Source organism: Pedobacter hartonius (assembly GCF_900107535.1).
GTDB lineage: Bacteria > Bacteroidota > Bacteroidia > Sphingobacteriales > Sphingobacteriaceae > Pedobacter > Pedobacter hartonius.
This window is the reverse complement of the sequence record NZ_FNRA01000001.1, coordinates 734,767-755,617: the sequence shown is the minus strand read 5'-3', so window position 1 is coordinate 755,617 and position 20,851 is coordinate 734,767. Positions and strand designations below refer to the sequence as shown.

At 43.0% G+C, this 20,851-nt stretch carries 16 protein-coding genes; 2 read left to right on the top strand and 14 right to left on the bottom strand.

The window, feature by feature from the left end; all coding sequences use genetic code 11:
* Positions 1-85: 85 nt before the first annotated feature.
* From pafA to pyrR, 10 genes are all read right to left on the bottom strand, one after another.
* On the bottom strand, positions 86-1,750 hold the full coding sequence (gene pafA / locus BLW16_RS03390; protein ID WP_090555138.1) for an alkaline phosphatase PafA: 1,665 nt from the start codon (positions 1,748-1,750) through the stop codon (positions 86-88).
* Positions 1,751-1,942: 192 nt separating this feature from the next.
* The gene (locus BLW16_RS03385) at positions 1,943-3,184 is read right to left on the bottom strand and encodes a bifunctional folylpolyglutamate synthase/dihydrofolate synthase (RefSeq protein WP_245735111.1); all 1,242 of its coding nucleotides are present in this window, start codon (positions 3,182-3,184) and stop codon (positions 1,943-1,945) included.
* Positions 3,185-3,271: 87 nt separating this feature from the next.
* Complete coding sequence (locus tag BLW16_RS03380; RefSeq protein ID WP_090555136.1) at positions 3,272-4,087, bottom strand: energy transducer TonB; 816 nt, start codon at positions 4,085-4,087, stop codon at positions 3,272-3,274.
* Positions 4,087-4,488, bottom strand: a complete 402-nt coding sequence (locus BLW16_RS03375) for an ExbD/TolR family protein (protein ID WP_090555135.1) — start codon at positions 4,486-4,488, stop codon at positions 4,087-4,089. The genes BLW16_RS03380 and BLW16_RS03375 overlap by 1 nt, the downstream gene beginning before the upstream one ends.
* Positions 4,488-5,198, bottom strand: a complete 711-nt coding sequence (locus BLW16_RS03370) for a MotA/TolQ/ExbB proton channel family protein (RefSeq protein WP_090555134.1) — start codon at positions 5,196-5,198, stop codon at positions 4,488-4,490. The genes BLW16_RS03375 and BLW16_RS03370 overlap by 1 nt, the downstream gene beginning before the upstream one ends.
* A 1-nt stretch (position 5,199) precedes the next feature.
* The gene (locus BLW16_RS03365) at positions 5,200-6,588 is read right to left on the bottom strand and encodes a hypothetical protein (protein WP_139298249.1); all 1,389 of its coding nucleotides are present in this window, start codon (positions 6,586-6,588) and stop codon (positions 5,200-5,202) included.
* A 53-nt stretch (positions 6,589-6,641) separates the two neighbouring features.
* Entirely contained in the window at positions 6,642-8,396 is a 1,755-nt protein-coding gene (locus BLW16_RS03360; protein ID WP_090555132.1) for a porin family protein, read from the bottom strand.
* Between the two features lie 11 nt (positions 8,397-8,407).
* Positions 8,408-11,425 carry a tetratricopeptide repeat protein gene (locus tag BLW16_RS03355; protein WP_090555130.1) on the bottom strand — a complete coding sequence of 1,006 codons (3,018 nt, stop codon included), beginning with the start codon at positions 11,423-11,425 and terminating at the stop codon, positions 8,408-8,410.
* 129 nt (positions 11,426-11,554) lie between these two features.
* Complete coding sequence (locus tag BLW16_RS03350; protein WP_090555127.1) at positions 11,555-12,487, bottom strand: aspartate carbamoyltransferase catalytic subunit; 933 nt, start codon at positions 12,485-12,487, stop codon at positions 11,555-11,557.
* Between the two features lie 3 nt (positions 12,488-12,490).
* Positions 12,491-13,039, bottom strand: coding sequence for a bifunctional pyr operon transcriptional regulator/uracil phosphoribosyltransferase PyrR (pyrR, locus tag BLW16_RS03345; RefSeq protein WP_090555124.1), 549 nt, complete (start codon positions 13,037-13,039; stop codon positions 12,491-12,493).
* Between the two features lie 121 nt (positions 13,040-13,160).
* Here pyrR and BLW16_RS03340 point away from each other — a divergent pair, with 121 nt between their 5' ends.
* A complete protein-coding gene (locus BLW16_RS03340) occupies positions 13,161-13,556 on the top strand; it encodes a thiol-disulfide oxidoreductase DCC family protein (protein ID WP_090555123.1) in 396 nt (131 codons plus the stop codon).
* Between the two features lie 181 nt (positions 13,557-13,737).
* On the opposite strand, the gene rpsA is transcribed toward BLW16_RS03340, so the two are convergent.
* Entirely contained in the window at positions 13,738-15,672 is a 1,935-nt protein-coding gene (rpsA, locus tag BLW16_RS03335; protein ID WP_090555121.1) for a 30S ribosomal protein S1, read from the bottom strand.
* 162 nt (positions 15,673-15,834) lie between these two features.
* Complete coding sequence (gene cmk, locus BLW16_RS03330; protein WP_090555119.1) at positions 15,835-16,521, bottom strand: (d)CMP kinase; 687 nt, start codon at positions 16,519-16,521, stop codon at positions 15,835-15,837.
* 141 nt (positions 16,522-16,662) lie between these two features.
* On the opposite strand from cmk, the gene BLW16_RS03325 reads away from it, so the two are divergent.
* A complete protein-coding gene (locus BLW16_RS03325; protein ID WP_090555117.1) occupies positions 16,663-17,076 on the top strand; it encodes a peptide chain release factor-like protein in 414 nt (137 codons plus the stop codon).
* 18 nt (positions 17,077-17,094) lie between these two features.
* Here BLW16_RS03325 and BLW16_RS03320 read toward each other — a convergent pair whose 3' ends face one another.
* Together BLW16_RS03320 and lon are read right to left on the bottom strand one after the other, a co-directional pair.
* A complete protein-coding gene (locus BLW16_RS03320) occupies positions 17,095-18,051 on the bottom strand; it encodes a lipid A deacylase LpxR family protein (protein ID WP_090555114.1) in 957 nt (318 codons plus the stop codon).
* 68 nt (positions 18,052-18,119) lie between these two features.
* A complete protein-coding gene (gene lon / locus BLW16_RS03315) occupies positions 18,120-20,591 on the bottom strand; it encodes an endopeptidase La (protein ID WP_090555112.1) in 2,472 nt (823 codons plus the stop codon).
* Positions 20,592-20,851: the final 260 nt, after the last annotated feature.

Genomic DNA, 20,851 nt, shown 5'->3' with positions numbered 1-20,851 from the left:
TTTTTCAGCGAAGCCGGAAGATCTCAGGCTCACGGAAAAAGAGCAGGTTTCGCTGAAAAAAAACAGGCTCCCGAAAAAAAGAATTTTACTGATGCGTCAGCTCAGTAATAGGCACGCCGATATTACCACTAGGCATCTGGATATGCAGCATCGCCGCAATCGTAGGGGCAATATCTGTCATATGGTATGTTTTATTCGTTTTACCGTGTTTCACATTCCATCCCATAAAAACACATGGAATATGTGCATCATACGGGTTCCATGCACCATGCGTTGTTCCCGTTTTACCACCATCAAAATAATTTGGCTGCAGGATGAAATACACATCTCCGCTCAAACGGGCATTGTACCCATTGGTGATCATCTCTTTCTGTACCGCAGGCAGAGTGCTTTCAGCAATTCTGCTGAGGTCAACAGCGTTAGCGATCCCATCATAAGTTCTCAGGTAATCAATCGTTGCGGTTTTCATCGCAGCAAAGTCTACATCCTTCATCTCCTTATTGTAGTGATCAAAAATGATCTGGTTGTTCATTGCTACAAGCACGGGTTTTTTTATTTTGAACCTGCTTTCCAGGTAGGTGTTCAGACCGGTAACAATAGCCTTGTTATCCACTGTTCCACCGGGCATCTTATTTTCCTGCATAAAACCCGGAACATGTGCAGCACCGTGATCAGCAGAAAGAAAAACCAGGTAATTCCCTTTACCTACGGTACGGTCAAGATAATTGAAGAATTCTTCAATGTCCTTATCCAGACGTAAGTAAGTGTCCTCAGCTTCGATAGAATTCGGGCCGTACTGATGACCGACATAGTCAGTTGAAGAGCAGCTTACAGCAAGGAAATCCGTGATATTGTCTTTACCCAGGCCTTCGGCTTTAATGGCTTCTTCTGCCAGCTTCAGCGTGATCGTATTTCCGTAAGGGGTACTCCGGATCATATCATAATTTTTTCCTGCGTATCCTTTAAGCGGGTGAGGGAAGGTTGGTGTTTGCTCGCCCCTGGTTATTCCTTCATAAACTTGATTATCAGTTGTACTTTGCACATAGCTGTTTACCGGATACAGGGTGTTCCAGTCTTGCTCATAGTATTTATTGGCCAGTTTCTGACTGTTAAAATTCTGAACCCATGCAGGGAGCTGGTTCATATACCAGGTACTCGTGATCCAGTCGCCCGTTTGTCCGTCATACCAGTAAGCACCAGTAGGGGTATGCCCGGCAGGCAGGATAGAGCCACGGTCTTTTAGTGATATACCAATGACTTTGCCCCTGAAGTTAGTTGCCAGGCGCAGTTCATCAGTAATGGTACTGCTTTTGAGATTCCTTGGGGACATCTTTCCTGCAATACCGGAGGAACCTACAGAGGTTACTGTTGAATCGTCTGTACAATACACGCCTTTCCTGGTTTGCGGGTCGTACCAGTCGTTTCCGATAATTCCGGTGATCGCAGGAACGGAGCCTGTATAGATGGAAGAATGGCCTACCGCAGTATAAGTGGGGGTATAGGGAATTAATGTGTTTTCGGCTGAAAAGCCTTCATTGATCATGCGTTTGAAACCACCATTTGTATATCTGTCGTAGTAGCGGTACAGGTAATCCCATCTCATCTGGTCAACTACCAGTCCGACGACTAACTTTGGGCGATCAAGAGTAGCAGGGGACGCTGCCGGAGTTGTTGAATTCTTCGTTTTTTTTTGTGCGAAGGTTAAGCTGCACAAACAGCAGAGACCTGCGAATAACAAGGTTTTTTTCATTAGTAATTATTGTTTCTTTTCAGTCGTGTTTATCTTTTTTTGTCATCAGGCTATCTTTGGCAGTACCGGTTATTAAGCTATCACAAGCTATTCCTGGTTGTCCGTAAGCGGTAAACTTATGATAGTTTCATCATTATATGTTAACGCGGTAAATATAATGCTAAACAGATAAATACAATGTTAAGAAACAGGCTAAATTGCCTCTGCAACAACAAAAGTACTTCCGCCAACAAAAATCAGGTCATCCGGATCAGCATGATGTTTTGCTGTATCCAGTGCTAAAGCGACGGTATCGAATATTTTGCCATTTAAACCGAATTTTTCGGCCTGTTGTGCAAGGTCCGCTGCCGGAAGGGCCCTTTCAAGACCGGGCTGGCAAAAATAATACGTTGCCGTTGCAGGCAGCAGTCTGAGCACACTTGTCACGTCCTTATCTTTCAGCATCCCGATCACGATGTGTAAATGTTTGTAGGGAGTGGCCTGGATGTTCTGCAATACTTCCCGGATTCCTGCTGTATTATGGCCGGTGTCACAGATCACCAGCGGGTGCTGGCTTAAGGTCTGCCATCTTCCCTGCAGTCCTGTGATTTCTGCAGTACCGGCAAGACCGTCATAAACAGCTTCATCAGCAATATTGAACCTGCTTTCCCTTAATACTATAATGGATTGGATAACTGTAAGTAAGTTTTTAAGCTGATAGCTTCCGGTAAGGTCAAGTTTGACGTCCCTGAAGATACAGTTATCATTTTTATAGACAGAGGTAACCAGTTGTGTACCGTCTTTGCAGGTATCGGCTACGTGGAGTTCGGTACTGGCGAACAGGAGATTACTTGACATCTCAGCTGCTTTACTGATAAATACAAGGGCGCACTCTTCCTGTTTTTCGCCGATCACCACCGGTATCCCCTTTTTGATGATCCCGGCTTTTTCATAGGCAATTTCCTGCAGTGTATTACCCAGCACGTTCATATGGTCAAAACTGATGTTGGTTATTACGGACAGCTCAGGCGTGATGATATTTGTAGAGTCCAGCCTTCCGCCCAGACCCACCTCAATCACTGCAACGTCAACCTGTTCAGTGGCGAAGTATTCAAAAGCCATCGCAACGGTCACCTCAAAAAAAGAAGGGTTAATGGTTTCAATCTGTTCTCTTTGGTTTGCGGTAAAGTCCACTACAAAGGACTCGGTCATCATTTCGCCATTGATCCTGATCCGTTCCCTGAAATCTTTAAGATGGGGAGAGGTATAGAGACCGGTTTTATAACCCGCTTTTTGTAAAATGGCAGCGAGCATATGCGAGGTAGATCCCTTCCCGTTTGTGCCGGCAACATGGATGGTTTTATATTTTAGCTGTGGATTTCCGAGCGGCTCGCAGAGCAGTATGGTGTTGTCTACATCCTTTTTGATGGCCGCGGCGCCAAGGCGTGTAAACATTGGTAACCTATTGTATAGATAATCGAGAGTTTCTGAATAAGTCATAGCACAAAAAACCTAATACTTTTAACGTATCAAATCAGCATATTATTTCACTTTGAAATTGAACACCACTACTCCCGTTTGCAGATCGGGTGCAGAATCGGACTGGTTTAAACGGGCACCCATTACAGCGGCCTTACATTTAGCCCAGAGGTCAAGGTCCTGTAAGGTGGTACCTTTTACACCGGGTGTAGCTTCAACTACAATGCCCTGTTTATTTACCGTGATCCTCACAGCGATCTTACCTGTTTTTTGTCCGTCATCCTGGGGGGTAACCAGGTTGGTGAAGCGTCTCAGCGCGATGGGGGTGGTTCCGAATCCAGATCCGCCTTCGCCATAATTATTGGCCAGCGGATCTCCGTTCACAGAGCCCTGGTTGCCGGGAGTAGTTCCTGTTCCGTCACCGCCACCCGTACCTTTACTGGATTTACCTTTATACAGTGCATTCTGGTTGATCGCCGGTTTTGCCGGTTTTTCTACGGTAGTGGCTGTAGGGGTAGAAGGCTTGTTTGTTTTTTTTGTGCTGATGCTTACCGCTTCCTCCGTATTCTGGGTGGTGATCTCCTTATCAGAGCTTTCGGATGATTTTTCAGGGGTAACCTTTTGATCAGGTACTACCTTATCGGGAGGCTGGTTATTCGCATCAGGATCAGCAGAGGGTTCTTCAACACTTGTATAATCAGATCCCATGCCCTCTACAGAAGTACCGTAATTCACCACCATACCGCCCATTCCTGCCTCTTCGGCCGGCTGGAAGGTACCAATAGCAATAAAAAGGCTCAAAGCCAGCAAACCGGCTAAAATTGCCGTTGAGATAGCTACTGCTTTCGGGTAATTATTTTCCTCTTTATATGGAGTCATTATTTTTTGGGTTCTACTGCCAATACAACTTTCAGTTTTAACTGATTAGCAACATCAAATACGGCCATTGTGTTTTCAATTGACACGCCTCTGGCTACATATAAAACGATGGTCAGGTCCGGAGATGCACGCTGATAGGTTTCAATACTGGCCTTCATCGTTTCCAGGGTAACCGGTTGCTTTTCTACAAAATAATTTAGTTTTTCATCTATAGAAACAGTAACGGTTTTCTGGGCTGAAGATTGCTGTCCGGATTCTGACCGGGGAAGCAGCAATTTAACAACCTGCGGATTGACTACCGCCGAAGCAAGCAGAAAGAACAGCATCAGGAAGAACATGATGTCATTCAGTGCCGAAGTATGAACTTCAACACTTGCCTTATTTCTTTTGCGTAAATTCATTATTTACCTGGTTCTTCTAATAGATCAATAAATTCTAATGCATCTGTTTCCATTCTCAGGATAATTCTTTCCACCATGGCGTTAAGGATATGGTAAAGCACATAGGCAATGATACCCACGATCAGCCCGCTGGCAGAGGTAATCATCTTCGTATAGAGACCTCCGGAAATTGTACCAATTTCGATGGCACCTTTAATAGATACATCGTGGAAAATGGTAATAACCCCAACGATCGTACCTACGAAACCCAGCATAGGTGCAATACCGGCGATGATCCCCAGGATACTGATGTTTTTCTCCAGTTTGGATACTTCCAGTTTGCCCACGTTTTCAATGGCGGCTTCAATGTCCTTGATTGGCCTGCCTATACGTCTCATGCCTTTTTCAAGCATTCTTCCCAGTGGGGAATTGGTGTTCCTGCACAATGCAATTGCATTTTCCAGTCTGCCGTCATGGATATATTGTTTAATCTGAATCATCAGGTTCACTTCTGATTTGGAAGATTTCCTGATGGTGATGTATCTTTCTACAAAGATGACAAGGCCGGCAAAGGCGAGAACAGCAAGAGGAACCATTACCCATCCGCCTTTAATGAGGAGGTCGAAGAAATGGAGTTCCTGAGGTGCAGCAACTACAGCCTGTTTCGCAGCATTAGCGGTATCCGTTAATTGTTTCACTGTATCTGTAGTAACCTGAAGCAATGTGGTCATATTATTTTTGTTTGTTTCTGTAAATGTATATTCCTGGTATCTTTAATTTTTTTGACAGTCTGTCCAGCTCTTCCTTGGCTGATTTTTCATCTTTTAACGTAGCGATGCTCATTTTTAGTCTCTTTCCGGACATGTTGGTTACCACCTTAGCATTTATGCCGCTTCTTTTCATCAGTGCGATGAAGTTGTCGGCCTCTTTCTGGTCATGCATGGAAGCGCCGATAATTTCATATACCGTAGCGGTGTCTGCCGGCGCGGATGGCATTGTTTTGATGATCGTATCTTCTGTCACTGCAGGTAAAGCTGCACCACTTTTCTGGATAGAATCTGCTGCTCCCGGTGAATCAACCTGTGAAGAGTTCTGTGCCGCTTTCGGCGGCGACAGGAGCAGTGGTTTCGCAGGGGCGGATGATTTGCCAGTCAGCGAACTGAACAGCTCCGGTTTAAGAAAATAAACGATTCCCATCATCAAAACAAGGATCACTACACTGAGCAGGATCTTTACGTATAGAGGCATTGTTTTATTTTCCTCTGCCTGTGAAGGATAGACGGGATAAGGATCTATCGGCGGTACTTCAGCGATTGTATCATCCTTAGCGATAATGTTATTTAATTTCAGGATCACATCTTCATCGGCCGGGCCTGTGGATTTCAGGTAGGGAGATTTGGAACGGTAGAAATTCAGTGACTCGATCTCCTCGCGCAGCTGCTGCTCGTTCTTTTTGTATTGTGCAAATGGATTTACCGGTTCCGTGGCAGGTGTTTCCTGGTTTTCCTGCGGTACCTCAGTTTCCGTTGGTGCAGTCGCTTCCGGGGCGGCAGGAGTTTCCCCGTCGCCGGGATTTTCTTCCATGCTGGTATTGTCTGCTATTACGGATTCAATTGTCGGTTCTTCTGTTTCAGCAGGAGGCAGCGGTTCAACAGGATCTGCAGGAGTTTCCTCTACATCCTGAATATCTGCCAGGATCTCGTCCGGCGGCAGTTCCTGTTCGTCCTTAACCACGGGCAGGCCATAGAAATCGAAGCCGTAATTGATAGACTCCGCTGGTTCAAATCTGATCTGTTCCTCGACCTTTACCAGTTTGCCCAGTCCGGCAAAATCTGCCTCATGGTCATTATTTAATCTTCTGAGCGTGTCGGCGCTGAATTCGCTGATAAAATAGGTTGCAGTGTCACTGGAAACATTTCTCTTTTTACCAATATAGGCCGCAAGTATGACATCCTCTTTCACCTCTGTGGTAAAATCCAGCGTATAGCTGGGCGGGACGAATGAATGCGTTTCCGCATCATACCTTCCGGGTATTTTCTTTTTAAACACAGTTCCCAAACCGGTAATCCCAACTGCTTTACGCGTTTGAATAAGCTCTGAGAGATAAGACAAGACATCCATTCTGGTAAAAATAAATTTTAATTCCGTATCAACCAATTATAAAATCGATTTGCTTAGAATGAGTAGCTGATTCCGCCGAAAACATTAACGCCGATCACCTGGTAATACAAATATCTGCTGTATTTGGTATTCAGTAAGTTGTTTGCTTTAACGAAAGCCGAGAACCTGTCGTTGATCTTGTAGGTAGCACCAATTCCAAGGTCAACAAAACCTTTCACATTTGCAACGGTTTCAATGGCCTGGTTTGGAATCACATAAGGACTGGCAGGGGCAGCGGTGTATATTTTCGCGTTGCTTGCATCCTGGATCACTACAGCTGCATTAAAGCCAATCTTATCAGTCACATTATACAGCAGGTTAGAGCTGATGCGCAACTGAGGTTTAAACCAACTATAACTTTCCGAAGCCGGTTTGTAATCTTCAAGGTTTAACTTACCTGTCCACCTTAGCTGGTCGCTCACCTGTACAGACAATTCGCCTTCCAGTCCGAGTATTTTGGTATTTCCAAAATCGTAGATCACATCAAATTTTGTAGGATCATTAAAGTTGTTGACAAAAAGTGGCATGTCTGTAATCTCTTTGCGGTATACCCTTACTTTGTAGCCAAAACCTGGTCCGCCTGTACCTTTAATACCTGCGCTGAAACTTAGCTTTTCAATCGAATTCTTAATGGCAATATTGCCGTTCAGGAAAGGGTTGTCATCGGTAAGGTCTTTCATTGAATTCCTGTTCACATCTCCTTTTAACTCAGCAAAAATCTGCAGGTAATCGGGGATCACCGTGAAGTCGGCCGTTACAGCAGGGAATAAATGGCCTGCCGAAACGGTACCAAACTCCTGCACGTAATTAATTCCCGCATTGATCTTTATTCCATTTGCCTCTAACCTGATATAAGGATTCAAGCGCAGCAGGTTATTGGATACATTTGTCAGTTCATCTTTGGTATTTCCAAATTCTGTAGATGCAGCCAGGCCTAAATTAAAGCTGCTGATCCTTTTGTTCAGGTATCCGTTTACTACCACTGAGTTCTCCTTTGCTGACAGCTGATCGCCCCATACATAACCGTTCACCTTCGCGGCGTAACTCAGTGCATCAGGATCTTCAGTATATTTATTAACCACCTCGGCTTCAGCTTCAATAAAGTTAAAAGCCTGTTTGCCCGGGGTCAGGTTCCTCAGTGGGTTATTCTCATCAAAGCCATAGAAATAGAAACCTTTTCTCTCGTAGTTCACACGGCCGCTTAATATTGGCTTATCGCCGATACTGCGTCCAAAAACGCTTACCTGCTGCTGATTGAACTTCTGGCCTTCCAGTTTGCCATCCTGGCTGAAATGCCTGAAAAAACCGCCTGCCTGTAAAGCTTCATCGCGGCCCAGGTTGATATATGCCTCTCCCAGGATCGTACTTGCAGAACCAAGGCCTCCTTTCACGTAATTGTTGATCAGTTCGGCTTGTTTTTCTGCGGCTACATCCTGTGCATACAGTTTATCGATATCAGAGTTCAGCTGCAGCTTCCTGTCCGTCAGCGCATAATTGAAACGGGCCTTGTAAGTTTTAACGTCATTCAGGTCGGGGCTTCTTCTCAGTTTTACGGCTTCAGCCAGAATCGGCTTATAGGGCCTTACGACTTCGATCTCTTCCGTTACCGCCTTGTCGTCGTTTTTCTCTTCCGGTTTTTGTTCAGTTTTTTTATCGGTCTTCTTCTCGGTAGTTTTTTTATCCGTAGTTTTCTTATCCTGGGCATTTACGGTCAGGGTGCCTGCCGTTAGGAAGAATATTGATAGATATAATAATTTGCTCAATCTCATGATGCTTGGTCTTATTTAATTTTTTCTAATTTTTCTTTGGCAGTAGCTACAATTTCGTCTTTACCGTCATAGTTGTCGATAATACTGAGCAGTGTACTTTTTGCCTGCAGGTTATCTTTCAGTGCAACGTAATTGTCTGCCAGTAAAATGAATGCTTTAGCTACCCAATAATCGTAAGAAGGCATATTGTTGATGATATCGAAACAAGTTTTTTGTGAAGTTTTGTATTCACGTTTATTGTACTGGATCTGGGCAAGTGTATACTTTGATTCAGCTGCTGCCAGGGTTTTTGTTTTACTGGCTACATTAGCGAAGGCTTTTACCGCTGATGCGGTATCTGCTTTTAACAGATAAGCTTTACCGGCATACAGGTCTGCACTGTTGATCTCCTCTTCCGAAGCCTTGTCAGACTCTTTCGTGAGCTGGACATACTTGAGCATGTCATCAGCACTGTTCAGCTCCGTATATGCTTTCAGCAGGTTGTTGATGGCAAAAGAATAGTGCGATTTATAATCGGCCGTAGTTTCCAGTCTTTTCAGATAAACGATTGCCTCATTGTATTTCTTCTGGTCCAGGAATAATTTAGAGATACTGATCAGCGAGCGTTCTGTATAATCGCTGGTCCAGTCGTTCAGAATAAATTCATAGTCCGGCACTGCTTCATCCGGGCGGTTCAGTTTTACGAGTGACTCAGCTCTGATGAACCTGGCTTCTTTGGCATGTATCGCTTTGGGGTACTTATCAAAATAAGCATTGATACTTTCCACAGTTCCCTGGGCATCACCTTTCAGGTACCTGGTATTGGCTGCCTGGAAAACGATATTGTCCTGATCAGCTACAGTGTAGTTCCCGATAGGGGTAGTGGCAGCATAGGTGATGAACCCATTCGCATCCCCGCGGTCTACATAGATGTTTTTGATCGATTCCAATGCCTGTTTCGCCTCCTCTGTGCTTGCATAATCTGCGATTACCTTCTTGAAGGTTTCCAGTGCTGCATCATCCTGGTCCTGGTTGTATTGTACCAGGCCTATGGTTACCAGTGCCCTTGGCACGTAACTGCTGTTTGGATATTTTGCAATCAGTGCTGTCAGGTCATTTTTGGATTTATCCAGTTCCCCTTTATTGAAATAGGTATAGGCTGTTTCAAAACCTGCGTCATCTGCATAGTTTGATGAAGGGAATTGTTGCAGCAGGCTTTGCATGGTAGCGATTTTGGTATCGTTCTGATCCTGCAGCCCCTGGATCATTCCTCTCTGGAAAAGTGCGTAATCATCACCGGTAGATTTATCGCTGATGATCCTGTTGTAATAGGTTAAGGCATTGCCATAACTTTTATTGACGAAGTATGAATCTGCCAGACGTACTGTAGCATCCACAACCGTGTTTTTATCTTTATCATCCCCGCTGAGGAAACGTTCAAAATAATTGGCAGCTTTTGAATATTTTTCATCTTCGAAGGCTGCGTAGGCCAGTGCATAATTGGCGAAGTTGTATACTTTCGTTTTATCCGCGTCAGGCATGGTGAGGAACTTCTCAAATGTTTTTACGGCTTCGCCATACTTGCGCAGTTCATACATGGACTCTGCCATCCAATACGTACTTAAGGCATGGATCTCTTTGTCGTCCGGAAAAGTATTTGAGCGGATGAACATCGAAAGCGCATTCGGGAAGGCACGTTCATTGTAAAATTCAAGTCCTCTGAAGTAGGTTACTTTCTGATAAGCTTCTTCAGCTTCAGGTGATTTTTTTGCAATAGGCTCCAGGATATCGATTGCTGCCTGGTAGTTCTTGCTGGTCAGCAGGATCTCTCCCAGTAACGTTTTGGCTTCATTGATCTTTGCCGATCTTGGAAACTGTTTCAGGAAACTCTGTGTGGATTCCAGCGCCTGCTGATTAAAATCAAGCTCATAGCTCAGTCTTGCATAATTGATCCAGGATTCTTCCTGTATGCCTTTGTCGAACTCTAAGCGGGAAGCCCTGAAAAATGCGCTTCTTGCTTTTTCTTTATCGGCCAGTTTAATGAAAGCGCGGCCCAGTGTGTACATACCACTTTGCAGGTATACATCATCAGTATTTAACTGCGACAGGATGGTAACTGCTTCTTTAGTCTTGTTTAACTGGAAGAGGGAATATCCGTACTGGTAAATAAAGAGGTTATTTTTCTTTTCTGATTTATCTTTGGAATAGAAATCCCTGAAGTAGAGCTCTGCATTTTTAAAGTCAGACTTTGCAAAGTAGGAAGCCGCGATCAGGCTCAGCATTTCTGCTTCGAACTGCTGTTTAGAGCTTTTCAGTATGGGGATAGCGTAGCTGATCACATCGTCATATCTTTCATCCAGGTAATACATGGAGGTGATATAATAAGGATAGCTGGCCTCATAGGTTTTAGAACCTTTTAGCTTTTCGAAATTTGTTAAAGCTGTTTTATAGTCCTTGTTCTGGTATCTGATATAGGCAAAATAGTAAGTAGCGCTTTCCTGGAAAGGGCCTTCTTCATTCTTCACCTGTTCGAACAAAGGCTCCGCTTTTACGATATCTTTCTGTACAAAGTAAGAATAGCCCTGTTTGAACTGGTATTCTGTACGTTGTTTTTTTGAAAGGGTAGAAGGATCTGTTTTCTCAAACCATTCCAGTGCCTTTGCATAGTTCTTTTGTGCAAAGTATGATTTACCGACATGGAAGAATGCCAGTTTGGTGTTCGGGTTTAGCGGGTAGTCCCTGATAAAAGTCTGGAAGAGGCTTTCAGCATCGTTATTACCCAATTCAAGGGCACAAACGGCGGCGTAGAACTTCGCATTTTCTTTTAAGAGGGAAAGCTCAGCGTTACTTTCCTGCTGAGTTCCCGGTTTTTGTCTCAGCTGTTCCACCAGTCTGAACTGTTGAGCGGCAGCAACATATTTTTCGTTATCGAGTAATTCGAGGCCAGTCTGATAATTTTTATTGAGGTTTACTAACGCACTTACCTGCGCATAACCTGCGGTAAGGTTACCGGCTAATAAAAGCGGAATAAAAAGGTATTTTTTCTGCATTTGGTTTAAATATATTGGTGCTAATATAAAAATTGTAGAATCACTTGTTAACACTAGAAGTTAACAAGTGTTAATAACACTGTTTAACGTAAAGTTCTCCGAAATGGTATTAAGAAAGTTACAAAGAGGCTAATCTCTCTGAGAAGCAAGCAAATAGAGTACTGCCATTCGTACAGCTACGCCATTTTCCACCTGGTCTAAAATGATGGACTGTTTACTGTCTGCCACATCGCTGGTGATCTCCACACCCCTGTTGATCGGCCCAGGATGCATCACTATGATCTCCTTATCCAGGTTATCAAGGATCTGTTTGTTAAGACCGTACATCATTGCATACTCTCTTAAAGAAGGGAAATATTTGATGTCCTGTCTTTCCATCTGAATCCTCAGCATATTGGCCACATCACACCAGTTCAGTGCCTTGATCAGGTTGTGCTCTACCTTTACCCCGAGGCTTTCAATATGTTTCGGGATCAGTGTAGTAGGCCCGCAGACCATCACCTCGGCACCCAGTTTCTGCAGGCAGAGGATATTGGATATCGCCACCCGTGAATGCAGGATATCTCCAACGATCACTACCTTCTTGCCCCTGACCTCTCCGAGTTTATGGCGGATGGAATAGGCGTCCAGCAGTGCCTGCGTAGGATGCTCATGTGCCCCGTCTCCTGCATTAACGATCTGTGCGTTGATATGTTTGCTCAAAAATACACCAGCCCCTGCATAGGGATGTCTCATTACCACCATATCTACTTTCATCGCCAGGATATTGTTCACCGTATCAATCAGCGTTTCTCCTTTACTGACAGAAGAGGAAGATGCAGCGAAGTTGATCACATCTGCAGACAACCTTTTTTCTGCAAGTTCGAAAGAAAGTTTGGTACGGGTAGAATTTTCGAAGAAGATATTCGCGATAGTGATATCACGCAGAGAAGGAACTCTTTTGATCGGCCTGTTGATCACGTCCCTGAAATTATCTGCAGTTTCAAAAATCAATTCAATATCATTCAGGTTGATGTCTTTGATGCCCAAAAGATGTCGTGTTGATAGTTTTTCTGCTGCCATTTCTTATTTATTTCGTTCTGATAATAAAATTACTTTGTCTTCACCCTCGGTTTCTTTCCAGCTCACTTTTACCAGCTGTGAGTCCAGGCTGTCCACCTGCTGCCCGATATAATCAGGTTCTATAGGTACATGTCTGGAAAACCGTCTGTCGATCAGTACCATGAGCTCAACCTTCGCCGGGCGCCCGTAAGCCAGTAAGGCATCTAAAGCTGCCCTGATGGTCCGGCCGGTCCACAACACGTCGTCAATCAGGACTACATTACATCCTTCAATAATAAAATCGATAGTGTTGCTGCTTGCGGATACGATTCCGTCCTTTCTCCTGAAGTCATCCCTGAAGAAAGTGATGTCAAGATTACCTTTTCTGATGTTCTCTGTTTTGAGTATTTCGGAGAGTTCCTGCTTTACCCGGTCAGCGAAGTAACTGCCGCGGGGTTGTATGCCAATCAGTACAGTATTAGAAAAATCGGTATGATTCTCAATTAATTGATGACAAAGTCGCTTAATTGTGATTTGGAACTTATTACCGTCTAGCAGGGTTCTTTTTTGCATTGACAAATTGATTAGGCAAATATAAAAAATCGGATTGAATTACTGGGATGCAATTTCAATTAATTTGAGAAGGTCATCCTGAACAAGGCTCAAACTTATGCTAATTAATTAACTTTGAGGCATGGAGCATTCTATAATTTTTTTTGACGGGGTATGTAACCTGTGTACCGGCTCTGTGAAATTTGTGATCAAAAGGGATAAAAAAGATGTCTTCAGATTTGCTCCCCTACAGAGTGATGTGGCCCGGCAGTACCTGGCGCCTGCGGATACTTTGGAGGTAATGCCAAGTTCTATCATCCTGGTAGAAAAGGGTAAGGTTTATAAACGTTCCACGGCGGCATTACGCATTGCTGCCCATTTAGGAGGCGGATGGAACCTGTTGTATGGCTTCCTTATTGTTCCTGCATTTATCCGCGATTTTGTTTACGACCAGATTGCCAGAAGGAGATACCGCATCTGGGGTAAAGAGGAGAGCTGTATGGTTCCCACTGCGGAGCTGAAAGCTAAATTCCTGTAATGATACATGAATATTGATATCCTTATCTTATGATATCAATATTTATATATATCTGCAGGCATAAAACAGGCGAGGTATACGGTCTTATACCATATCAAAAGATAACGTACCCATTTAAAATACAAGACATAAAAAAAGCATCCCGGTTAGGGGATGCTTTTCAAATATATAAGCTTTAAGATTATTTAGCTTTGTTTTTGCTTTCTTCGCCTTCCATTTGTTCTTTCAATTGTGCAAGAACACCCAGGTCACCAAGAGTTGATTTCTCAACTGAATCTTTAACTTTTTTAACTGCATTGCTGGATGCTTTAGCGTCTTTTTTCTTAGAAGCTCTTTCTTCAGCAGCAACTTCAGCTTTAGCCTCTTCCCAGATACGGGCGTGAGAAACAACGATACGTTTGGCATCTTTGTTAAACTCAATGATTTTGAAGTCATTGGTTTCTTCAGCTTTGATTGTAGTACCGTCTTCTTTAGCCATGTGTTTAGTTGGTACGAAACCTTCTACACCATATGGTAAAGCAATCACAGCGCCTTTATCCGTTACTTTAACAACAGTTCCCTGGTGGATTGAATCTAACGTGAAGATAGTTTCAAAAGTATCCCAAGGGTTTTCTTCTAATTGTTTATGGCCTAAGCTTAATTTACGGCTATCCACGTCTAATTCTAAAACAACTACGTCTAATGTATCACCAACTTTAGTGAATTCGTTAGGGTGGTTAACTTTTTTAGACCATGAAAGATCAGAGATATGGATTAAACCATCAATACCTTCTTCAATTTCAACGAATACACCGAAGTTAGTCATGTTTTTAACTACAGCAGTATGTTTGCTTCCAATAGGGTATCTTTCAGCAACATTTTGCCAAGGATCCTGAGTTAATTGCTTAATACCTAAGCTCATTTTGCGTTCATCGCGGTCTAAAGTCAATACTTCAGCTTCGATTTCATCGCCAACTTTAAGGAATTCCTGTGGACTGCGTAAGTTTTGTGACCAGGACATTTCTGAAACGTGGATTAAACCTTCAACGCCAGGAATGATCTCTAAGAATGCACCGTAATCAGCTACAGTAACGATTTTACCTTTAACTTTAGATCCAACAACAAGGTTAGTATCTAAACTTTCCCAAGGGTGTGGAGTTAATTGTTTCAAGCCTAAAGCAATACGTTTTTTCTCGTCATCAAAGTCAAGAACAACAACATTGATTTTCTCATCTAAGCTTAATACTTCTTTCGGATGCTCTATGCGGCCCCAGGAAATATCAGTAATGTGCAGTAAACCGTCAACACCACCTAAATCGATGAATACACCGAAGTCTGTAATGTTTTTAACAGTTCCTTCCAGTACCTGACCTTTTTCAAGTTTAGATACGATCTCAACTTTTTGACTTTCCAAATCGTCTTCGATTAAGATTTTGTGCGATACTACAACGTTTTTAAATTCGTGGTTGATTTTCACAACTTTGAATTCCATTGTTTTACCTACATAAACATCGTAATCACGGATCGGTTTGATGTCGATCTGAGAACCAGGTAAGAAAGCTTCAACACCCATGATGTCAACGATAAGACCACCTTTAGTACGGCTTTTAACAAATCCGTTGATGATTCTGTCATTGTCAAGGGCTTCGTTGATAGATTCCCATGATCTTTGTGTTTTAGCTCTTTTACGAGATAAAATCAACTGACCATTTGCATCTTCAGGAGCTTCTACGAATACATCAACTGTATCGCCAATCTTTAAATCAGGAGTATCACGGAATTCAGATGTTGATACTAAACCGTCAGATTTAAATCCTACGTTTAATACAACGTCTTTATTGTTGATTGATACAACAATACCGCTGATAATTTCACCCTGGTTGATTTGATTGAAAGTATCGGTATACATGTCCTCAAACTTTTTACGGTCTTCGTCAGAGTATTTTCCGAAAGCTTTGTCGTCTGCATCCCAGTCAAAATCCTGATCTGGTGTTGCTAAAGATGATTTGATCTGTTCGATCGATAATGAATCAGCTTCTGATTCAATAGTTTCTCTTTCAGTGAGACGGGCGTCTGCACCTTGTAATTCGGCTTTTTTAGCCTCTAATTCTTTTTCTGCTACTTGTTTTTTTGCCATTAATCATTTAATCTCCTTTTCCCTTTAGGGATTGCAAAGATAGAAATTATTCTTTTTAATGAAAGAATTTTTTAATAAATGTTGTTGATTTTGAACTGCTTGTGGGTATAAAGCTTGAATTCAAATGACAATAGGTGCAGATTTTGCCTTCTGGTTTGGTGCTTAATCCGGCTGGTGTAAATGGGGCGTAACCTTGTTCAGCGCAAATTCCAGTTGTTCTTCCGGCGTAATATCAGTGTTGTCAAGGATAATCGCATCTTCGGCACGCACCAGCGGGCTTTCCTTCCGGGTAGTGTCTGCATAATCGCGGTGTGCGAGGTTTTCAAACACATCCTCCAGCGAAGTTTCCGTATCGCCCTTGCTTTGTAATTCCTTAAATCTCCGCTCTGCCCTGATCTTTGGATCGGCCGTCATAAAGAACTTTACCTGTGCATCTTCAAATACAGTAGTGCCGATATCCCGTCCGTCCATTACAATATTTTTAGATTTACCCATCCGCTGCTGTTGTCTTACCATTTCCTTGCGAACTTCTTTAATGGCAGAAACTTCGCTTACATTTTCAGAGACAGGCATCTTTCTGATTTCTTCTGATACCTCTTCACCGTTCAGGGTAATGTGCGACTCATAATCCCTCGAATGAAAGTTCAGTTCTATATGCTGTAATGCATCGGTCACGGCGTCATGGTCATTTGCATTGACATGGTTGCGGATAAAATATAAGGTTACTGCACGGTACATTGCGCCGCTATCGATATAAATAAAACCTAATTTCTTAGCGAGTGCCTTTGCCAATGTACTTTTGCCGCAGGAAGAATAACCATCAATAGCCACAACCAGATTTTTTCTCATATGCCGCAAAGTTAGTCTTTTGGCGATTTTTTGAAACATTATTCAGATTATTTATGAGGTTTTGCTTTCAGGTCCTGCAGACGGGGGTGCCTGCCAGTATTTTGTTTCACATTTATTCCTGAAAAGAATTATTTTTGCCTGATGTTACCAGATAGAAAAGACCTTGTTAAAGCTGTATCCTTTAAAACTTCGCGAAGCGGAGGTAAGGGCGGGCAGAATGTGAACAAGGTATCCAGCAAAGTAGAGCTGATAATGAATATTGAAGCGGCTGAGTTCTTCAGCCCTGAAGAAAGGCAATTGTTAGCTGCGCGGCTGGCGCACCGGCTGGACCAGGAAGGTAACCTGCATGTGGTTTCCCAGGATGACCGCAGTCAGCTGGTGAACAAGGAAAATACGGTGGATAAACTAATCGCACTCTTAACATCCGCTCTTCACGTAGATAAATTAAGAAAGCCCACCCGCACACCCCGCAGTGTGATCATGAAAAGGAAAAGTGATAAAAAATCAATTGCCCTCAAGAAGGAGAGCCGGAAGCGGCCCGGGCTTGATGCGTAGCCCGGTGTATCATCAAAGTTATTTGTCGAACCTGTAATACAGGCCAATTGATCCCCACTGATGGGCCCTCGCTGTACTTTTGATCTCCCTGGTTTTAAAGAGTACACTAAAATCAAATGTGAAACGCTGCGAGCTGTAATCCACACCCAGCTGCTGCGCAAATACTAAGGGTTCCCGGCCAAAGGTTACAGGGCTGTTATTGTTAAACAGACTTCCCTGTATAGTGGCATCATATCCCACAAAGTTTAGCTGCGGTTTGGCATAAAAGAAGATCTCTCTCTTCACCAGTGCTTTTGTTTTGGCATGATTGCCGATAACCGAGTTGGTATAAGCAGAATTGAAGAGCTGGTTCAGGCTACCCGTTCTGAAAAGTAATCCTGCGCCTGCCCCGGTAAGGGTGGTTCCCAGGTTAGCATATCCTTCAAAAGAGAATTCTACGGCATTATCCGCTATGCGCGTCAGTAATTTTGAGTATTGCCCGGAAAGGTTCAGGGCCAGTTCATTTTTTATTTGGTAGTCCCAGCCCTCGATATCATAGAAGCCAATGGCCCTATGTAATAATTTCTGGCCTGCTTCGCCCAGGGAGTTTTTTCCGGTAGTACCGATCTGGGCACTGGCTTTAATAATGCTTTCATTGCTGTAGAACCAGTTCATTGCTCCCTCAACATACAGATATCCGGCAAATGGGCGGTCCTGTGTGGCCGGGTCAGGGGCATATCCCGAATACGGATTGAACATCTTTTGTCCGAGCGAGATCTCGTAAGTTTTCTTTTCCAGGTTTTGCGGCAGCTTTTGCTGATCCAGTGCATGACGGAAATTAAAGAACAGACCATTGGTATAATAGCGGTCGGAACCCTGCCCGAGGTAAGAATCGTTGTCGCTCCTGAGGCCTAATTCATTTTTGTAGGTTTGAGCATTGGCAAGGGTTGATAATAATAACAGGAACAGCAGGAACGAATAACCGGTGTATTTCATATAAATTCAAAAAAAAGCCCCGGTTATTCCGGAGCTTTAAAGATATGAGTTAAAATTTATCTGTGCAATTAGTTTGCTGAGGGTTTAAGTTTAATACTCAGATCCTGTGGATCTTTAACCTTATCCTTAGTCAGCGCCAGGTCTATCACTTCTTTCATCTCAGTAACATAGTGAAAGTTGAGGTCCTTAATATAACTTTCTTTGATCTCAAGGATATCCTTACGGTTAGATTTGCATAGGATGATATCTTTGATATTCGCTCTTTTTGCGGCAAGTATCTTTTCTTTGATTCCGCCTACAGGTAAAACTTTACCGCGCAGTGTGATCTCGCCTGTCATGGCCAGGTTGGATTTTACCTTACGCTGGGTAAAAGCAGAAGTTAATGCGGTAAGCATGGTTATGCCTGCAGAAGGGCCATCTTTTGGCGTTGCTCCGGCGGGAACGTGTACATGGATATCCCACAGGTCAAACAACTGGTTGTCGATATTGAATGCAGCTGCATGTGCCCTGAGGTAAGCCAGTGCAATTACGGCAGATTCTTTCATTACATCACCAAGGTTACCGGTCAGCGTTAATTTTCCTTTTCCGGGGCTAAGGCTGGCTTCGATAAACAGAATATCACCTCCAACCTGTGTCCAGGCCAGTCCGGTAACCACACCTGCCACTTCATTGCCTTCATACAGGTCTTTGTCATATATAGGAGCACCCAAAATACGCTCTACATCCTCCAGGGTAAGGGTTACCTCGTAGGTTTCTTCCATGGCAATTTTTGTTGCGATTCCGCGCACCAGTGAGCCAATTTTCTTTTCTAATCCCCTTACACCGGATTCGCGGGTGTAATCTTCGATTACCTTTTCAATCAGGCTGTTTTTTAATACAATGTCTTTGGTTTTGATACCATGCTGTTCCTTTTGTTTTGGCAGCAGGTATTTTTTTGCGATCTCTATCTTTTCTTCGACGGTGTAACCGTTCACTTCAATGATCTCCATACGGTCCAGCAGAGCCGGTTGAATATTGCTCAGAGAGTTGGCGGTAGCGATGAACAATACGTTAGAAAGGTCGTAATCCGTTTCCACATAATGGTCATTAAATGCGTTGTTCTGTTCGGGATCAAGAACTTCCAAAAGGGCAGAAGAGGGATCTCCCCTGAAATCTGAACCCACTTTATCAATTTCATCCAGAACAAACACGGGATTTGCCGCACCGGCCTTTTTAATCGACTGGATGATACGTCCCGGCATTGCGCCAATATATGTTTTTCTGTGTCCGCGGATTTCGGCTTCATCCCTGATCCCGCCTAAAGCCATACGAACATATTTCCTGTTCAGTGCTTTGGCAATTGATTTACCCAGGGATGTTTTACCAACTCCAGGAGGGCCAACCAAGCAGATTATCGGTGCTTTCATGTCCCGCTTCAATTTCAGAACGGCTAAATATTCTATTATACGCTGTTTTACCTTATCTAATCCGAAATGGTCTTTATCCAATACTTTTTGGGCACGTTTTAAGTCAAAGTTATCTTTGGTAAAATCGTTCCACGGAAGGTCAAGCAAGAGCTCAAGATAATTGATCTGAACCGAGTAATCCGGTGCGGCAGGGTTCATCCTTCCCAGTTTTTCCAGTTCCTTACTGAAATGGGCTTTTACCTGTACAGACCATTTTTTCTTTTTGGCACGGGTTTCCAGAGCTTCATATTCAAGGTCTGAGGAGTTTCCCCCAAGTTCTTCCTGGATGGTTTTAAGCTGCTGGTTCAGGAAATAATCCCTTTGCTGTTTATCGAGATCGGTACGTACTTTTGACTGTATCTGGTTTTTCAATTCCAGCATCTGCAGTTCGAGTGTAAGCAATTCCATCACCATCATGGCCCTTTGCCTCAAATTTTCCATTTCAAGCATCTTCTGCTTATCTTTTACATCTGCGTTCATGTTAGAGGAGATGAAATTGATCAGGAAAGAGGTACTTTCAATATTTTTAAGGGCCATTGCTGCCTCACTTGGGATATTGGGCGACAATTGTATGATCTGTGAGGACATTTCCCTAATAGAGGCTACCAGTGCTTTAAATTCCTTATCTGTTTTATGTTTGCTTTCATTGAACTTACTGATCGTAACTTTAATGTAGGGCTCAGACTGAACCTCTTCAATGAGGCGGAAGCGCTGCTTTCCCTGGATGATCACTGTAGTGTTGCCATCAGGCATCTGGAGCATCTTGATAATATGGGCCACTGTACCCACTTTATTTAACTGCTCGAAGGTCGGATCTTCAATAGAAACATCCAGTTGAGATACTACACCAATAATTTTATCACCCTTGTAGGCTTCTTTTATTAGTTTAATGGATTTATCTCTGCCCACGGTAATCGGAATGACAACACCGGGAAATAAGACTGTATTTCGAAGCGGAAGAATTGCTAAAATATCAGGGGTTTCCTCGTTATTCATCTCATCTTCATCTTGTTGGGACATTAATGGAAAAAATTCCGTATCTTCATTTATGATGGGTAGTGCGTTGCCAAAATCAAACTGATCTTTTATACTCATTAAATAGGCCTTTCTAAATAAAAAACGACAATCTGACAGTATGCCGTTTCAAAAAATAATAATTATATATAGTTTGCTATAATTTCAACTCCTATGCCAAAGAGTCAATATCGGCTTTTGTCTGTTAAAAAGGCAGGAATTAAAAAATTAATTGTCGCGCCTATCATATTTTATCTTTTTGAGCGTTTACCCATTGAATATTTATAAATGATATTTTAATTTTAGCTACTTAGTCTATGATTTTATATCTTTATTCTTTA

Excerpts from the sequence above, each read along its gene's own strand:
- pafA (WP_090555138.1), bottom strand. The coding sequence starts at position 1,750 with ATGAAAAAAACCTTGTTATTCGCAGGTCTCTGCTGTTTGTGCAGCTTA.
- BLW16_RS03385 (WP_245735111.1), bottom strand. The coding sequence starts at position 3,184 with ATGTTTACACGCCTTGGCGCCGCGGCCATCAAAAAGGATGTAGACAAC.
- BLW16_RS03380 (WP_090555136.1), bottom strand. The coding sequence starts at position 4,087 with ATGACTCCATATAAAGAGGAAAATAATTACCCGAAAGCAGTAGCTATC.
- BLW16_RS03375 (WP_090555135.1), bottom strand. The coding sequence starts at position 4,488 with ATGAATTTACGCAAAAGAAATAAGGCAAGTGTTGAAGTTCATACTTCG.
- BLW16_RS03370 (WP_090555134.1), bottom strand. The coding sequence starts at position 5,198 with ATGACCACATTGCTTCAGGTTACTACAGATACAGTGAAACAATTAACG.
- BLW16_RS03365 (WP_139298249.1), bottom strand. The coding sequence starts at position 6,588 with ATGGATGTCTTGTCTTATCTCTCAGAGCTTATTCAAACGCGTAAAGCA.
- BLW16_RS03360 (WP_090555132.1), bottom strand. The coding sequence starts at position 8,396 with ATGAGATTGAGCAAATTATTATATCTATCAATATTCTTCCTAACGGCA.
- BLW16_RS03355 (WP_090555130.1), bottom strand. The coding sequence starts at position 11,425 with ATGCAGAAAAAATACCTTTTTATTCCGCTTTTATTAGCCGGTAACCTT.
- BLW16_RS03350 (WP_090555127.1), bottom strand. The coding sequence starts at position 12,487 with ATGGCAGCAGAAAAACTATCAACACGACATCTTTTGGGCATCAAAGAC.
- pyrR (WP_090555124.1), bottom strand. The coding sequence starts at position 13,039 with ATGCAAAAAAGAACCCTGCTAGACGGTAATAAGTTCCAAATCACAATT.
- BLW16_RS03340 (WP_090555123.1), top strand. The coding sequence starts at position 13,161 with ATGGAGCATTCTATAATTTTTTTTGACGGGGTATGTAACCTGTGTACC.
- rpsA (WP_090555121.1), bottom strand. The coding sequence starts at position 15,672 with ATGGCAAAAAAACAAGTAGCAGAAAAAGAATTAGAGGCTAAAAAAGCC.
- cmk (WP_090555119.1), bottom strand. The coding sequence starts at position 16,521 with ATGAGAAAAAATCTGGTTGTGGCTATTGATGGTTATTCTTCCTGCGGC.
- BLW16_RS03325 (WP_090555117.1), top strand. The coding sequence starts at position 16,663 with ATGTTACCAGATAGAAAAGACCTTGTTAAAGCTGTATCCTTTAAAACT.
- BLW16_RS03320 (WP_090555114.1), bottom strand. The coding sequence starts at position 18,051 with ATGAAATACACCGGTTATTCGTTCCTGCTGTTCCTGTTATTATTATCA.
- lon (WP_090555112.1), bottom strand. The coding sequence starts at position 20,591 with ATGAGTATAAAAGATCAGTTTGATTTTGGCAACGCACTACCCATCATA.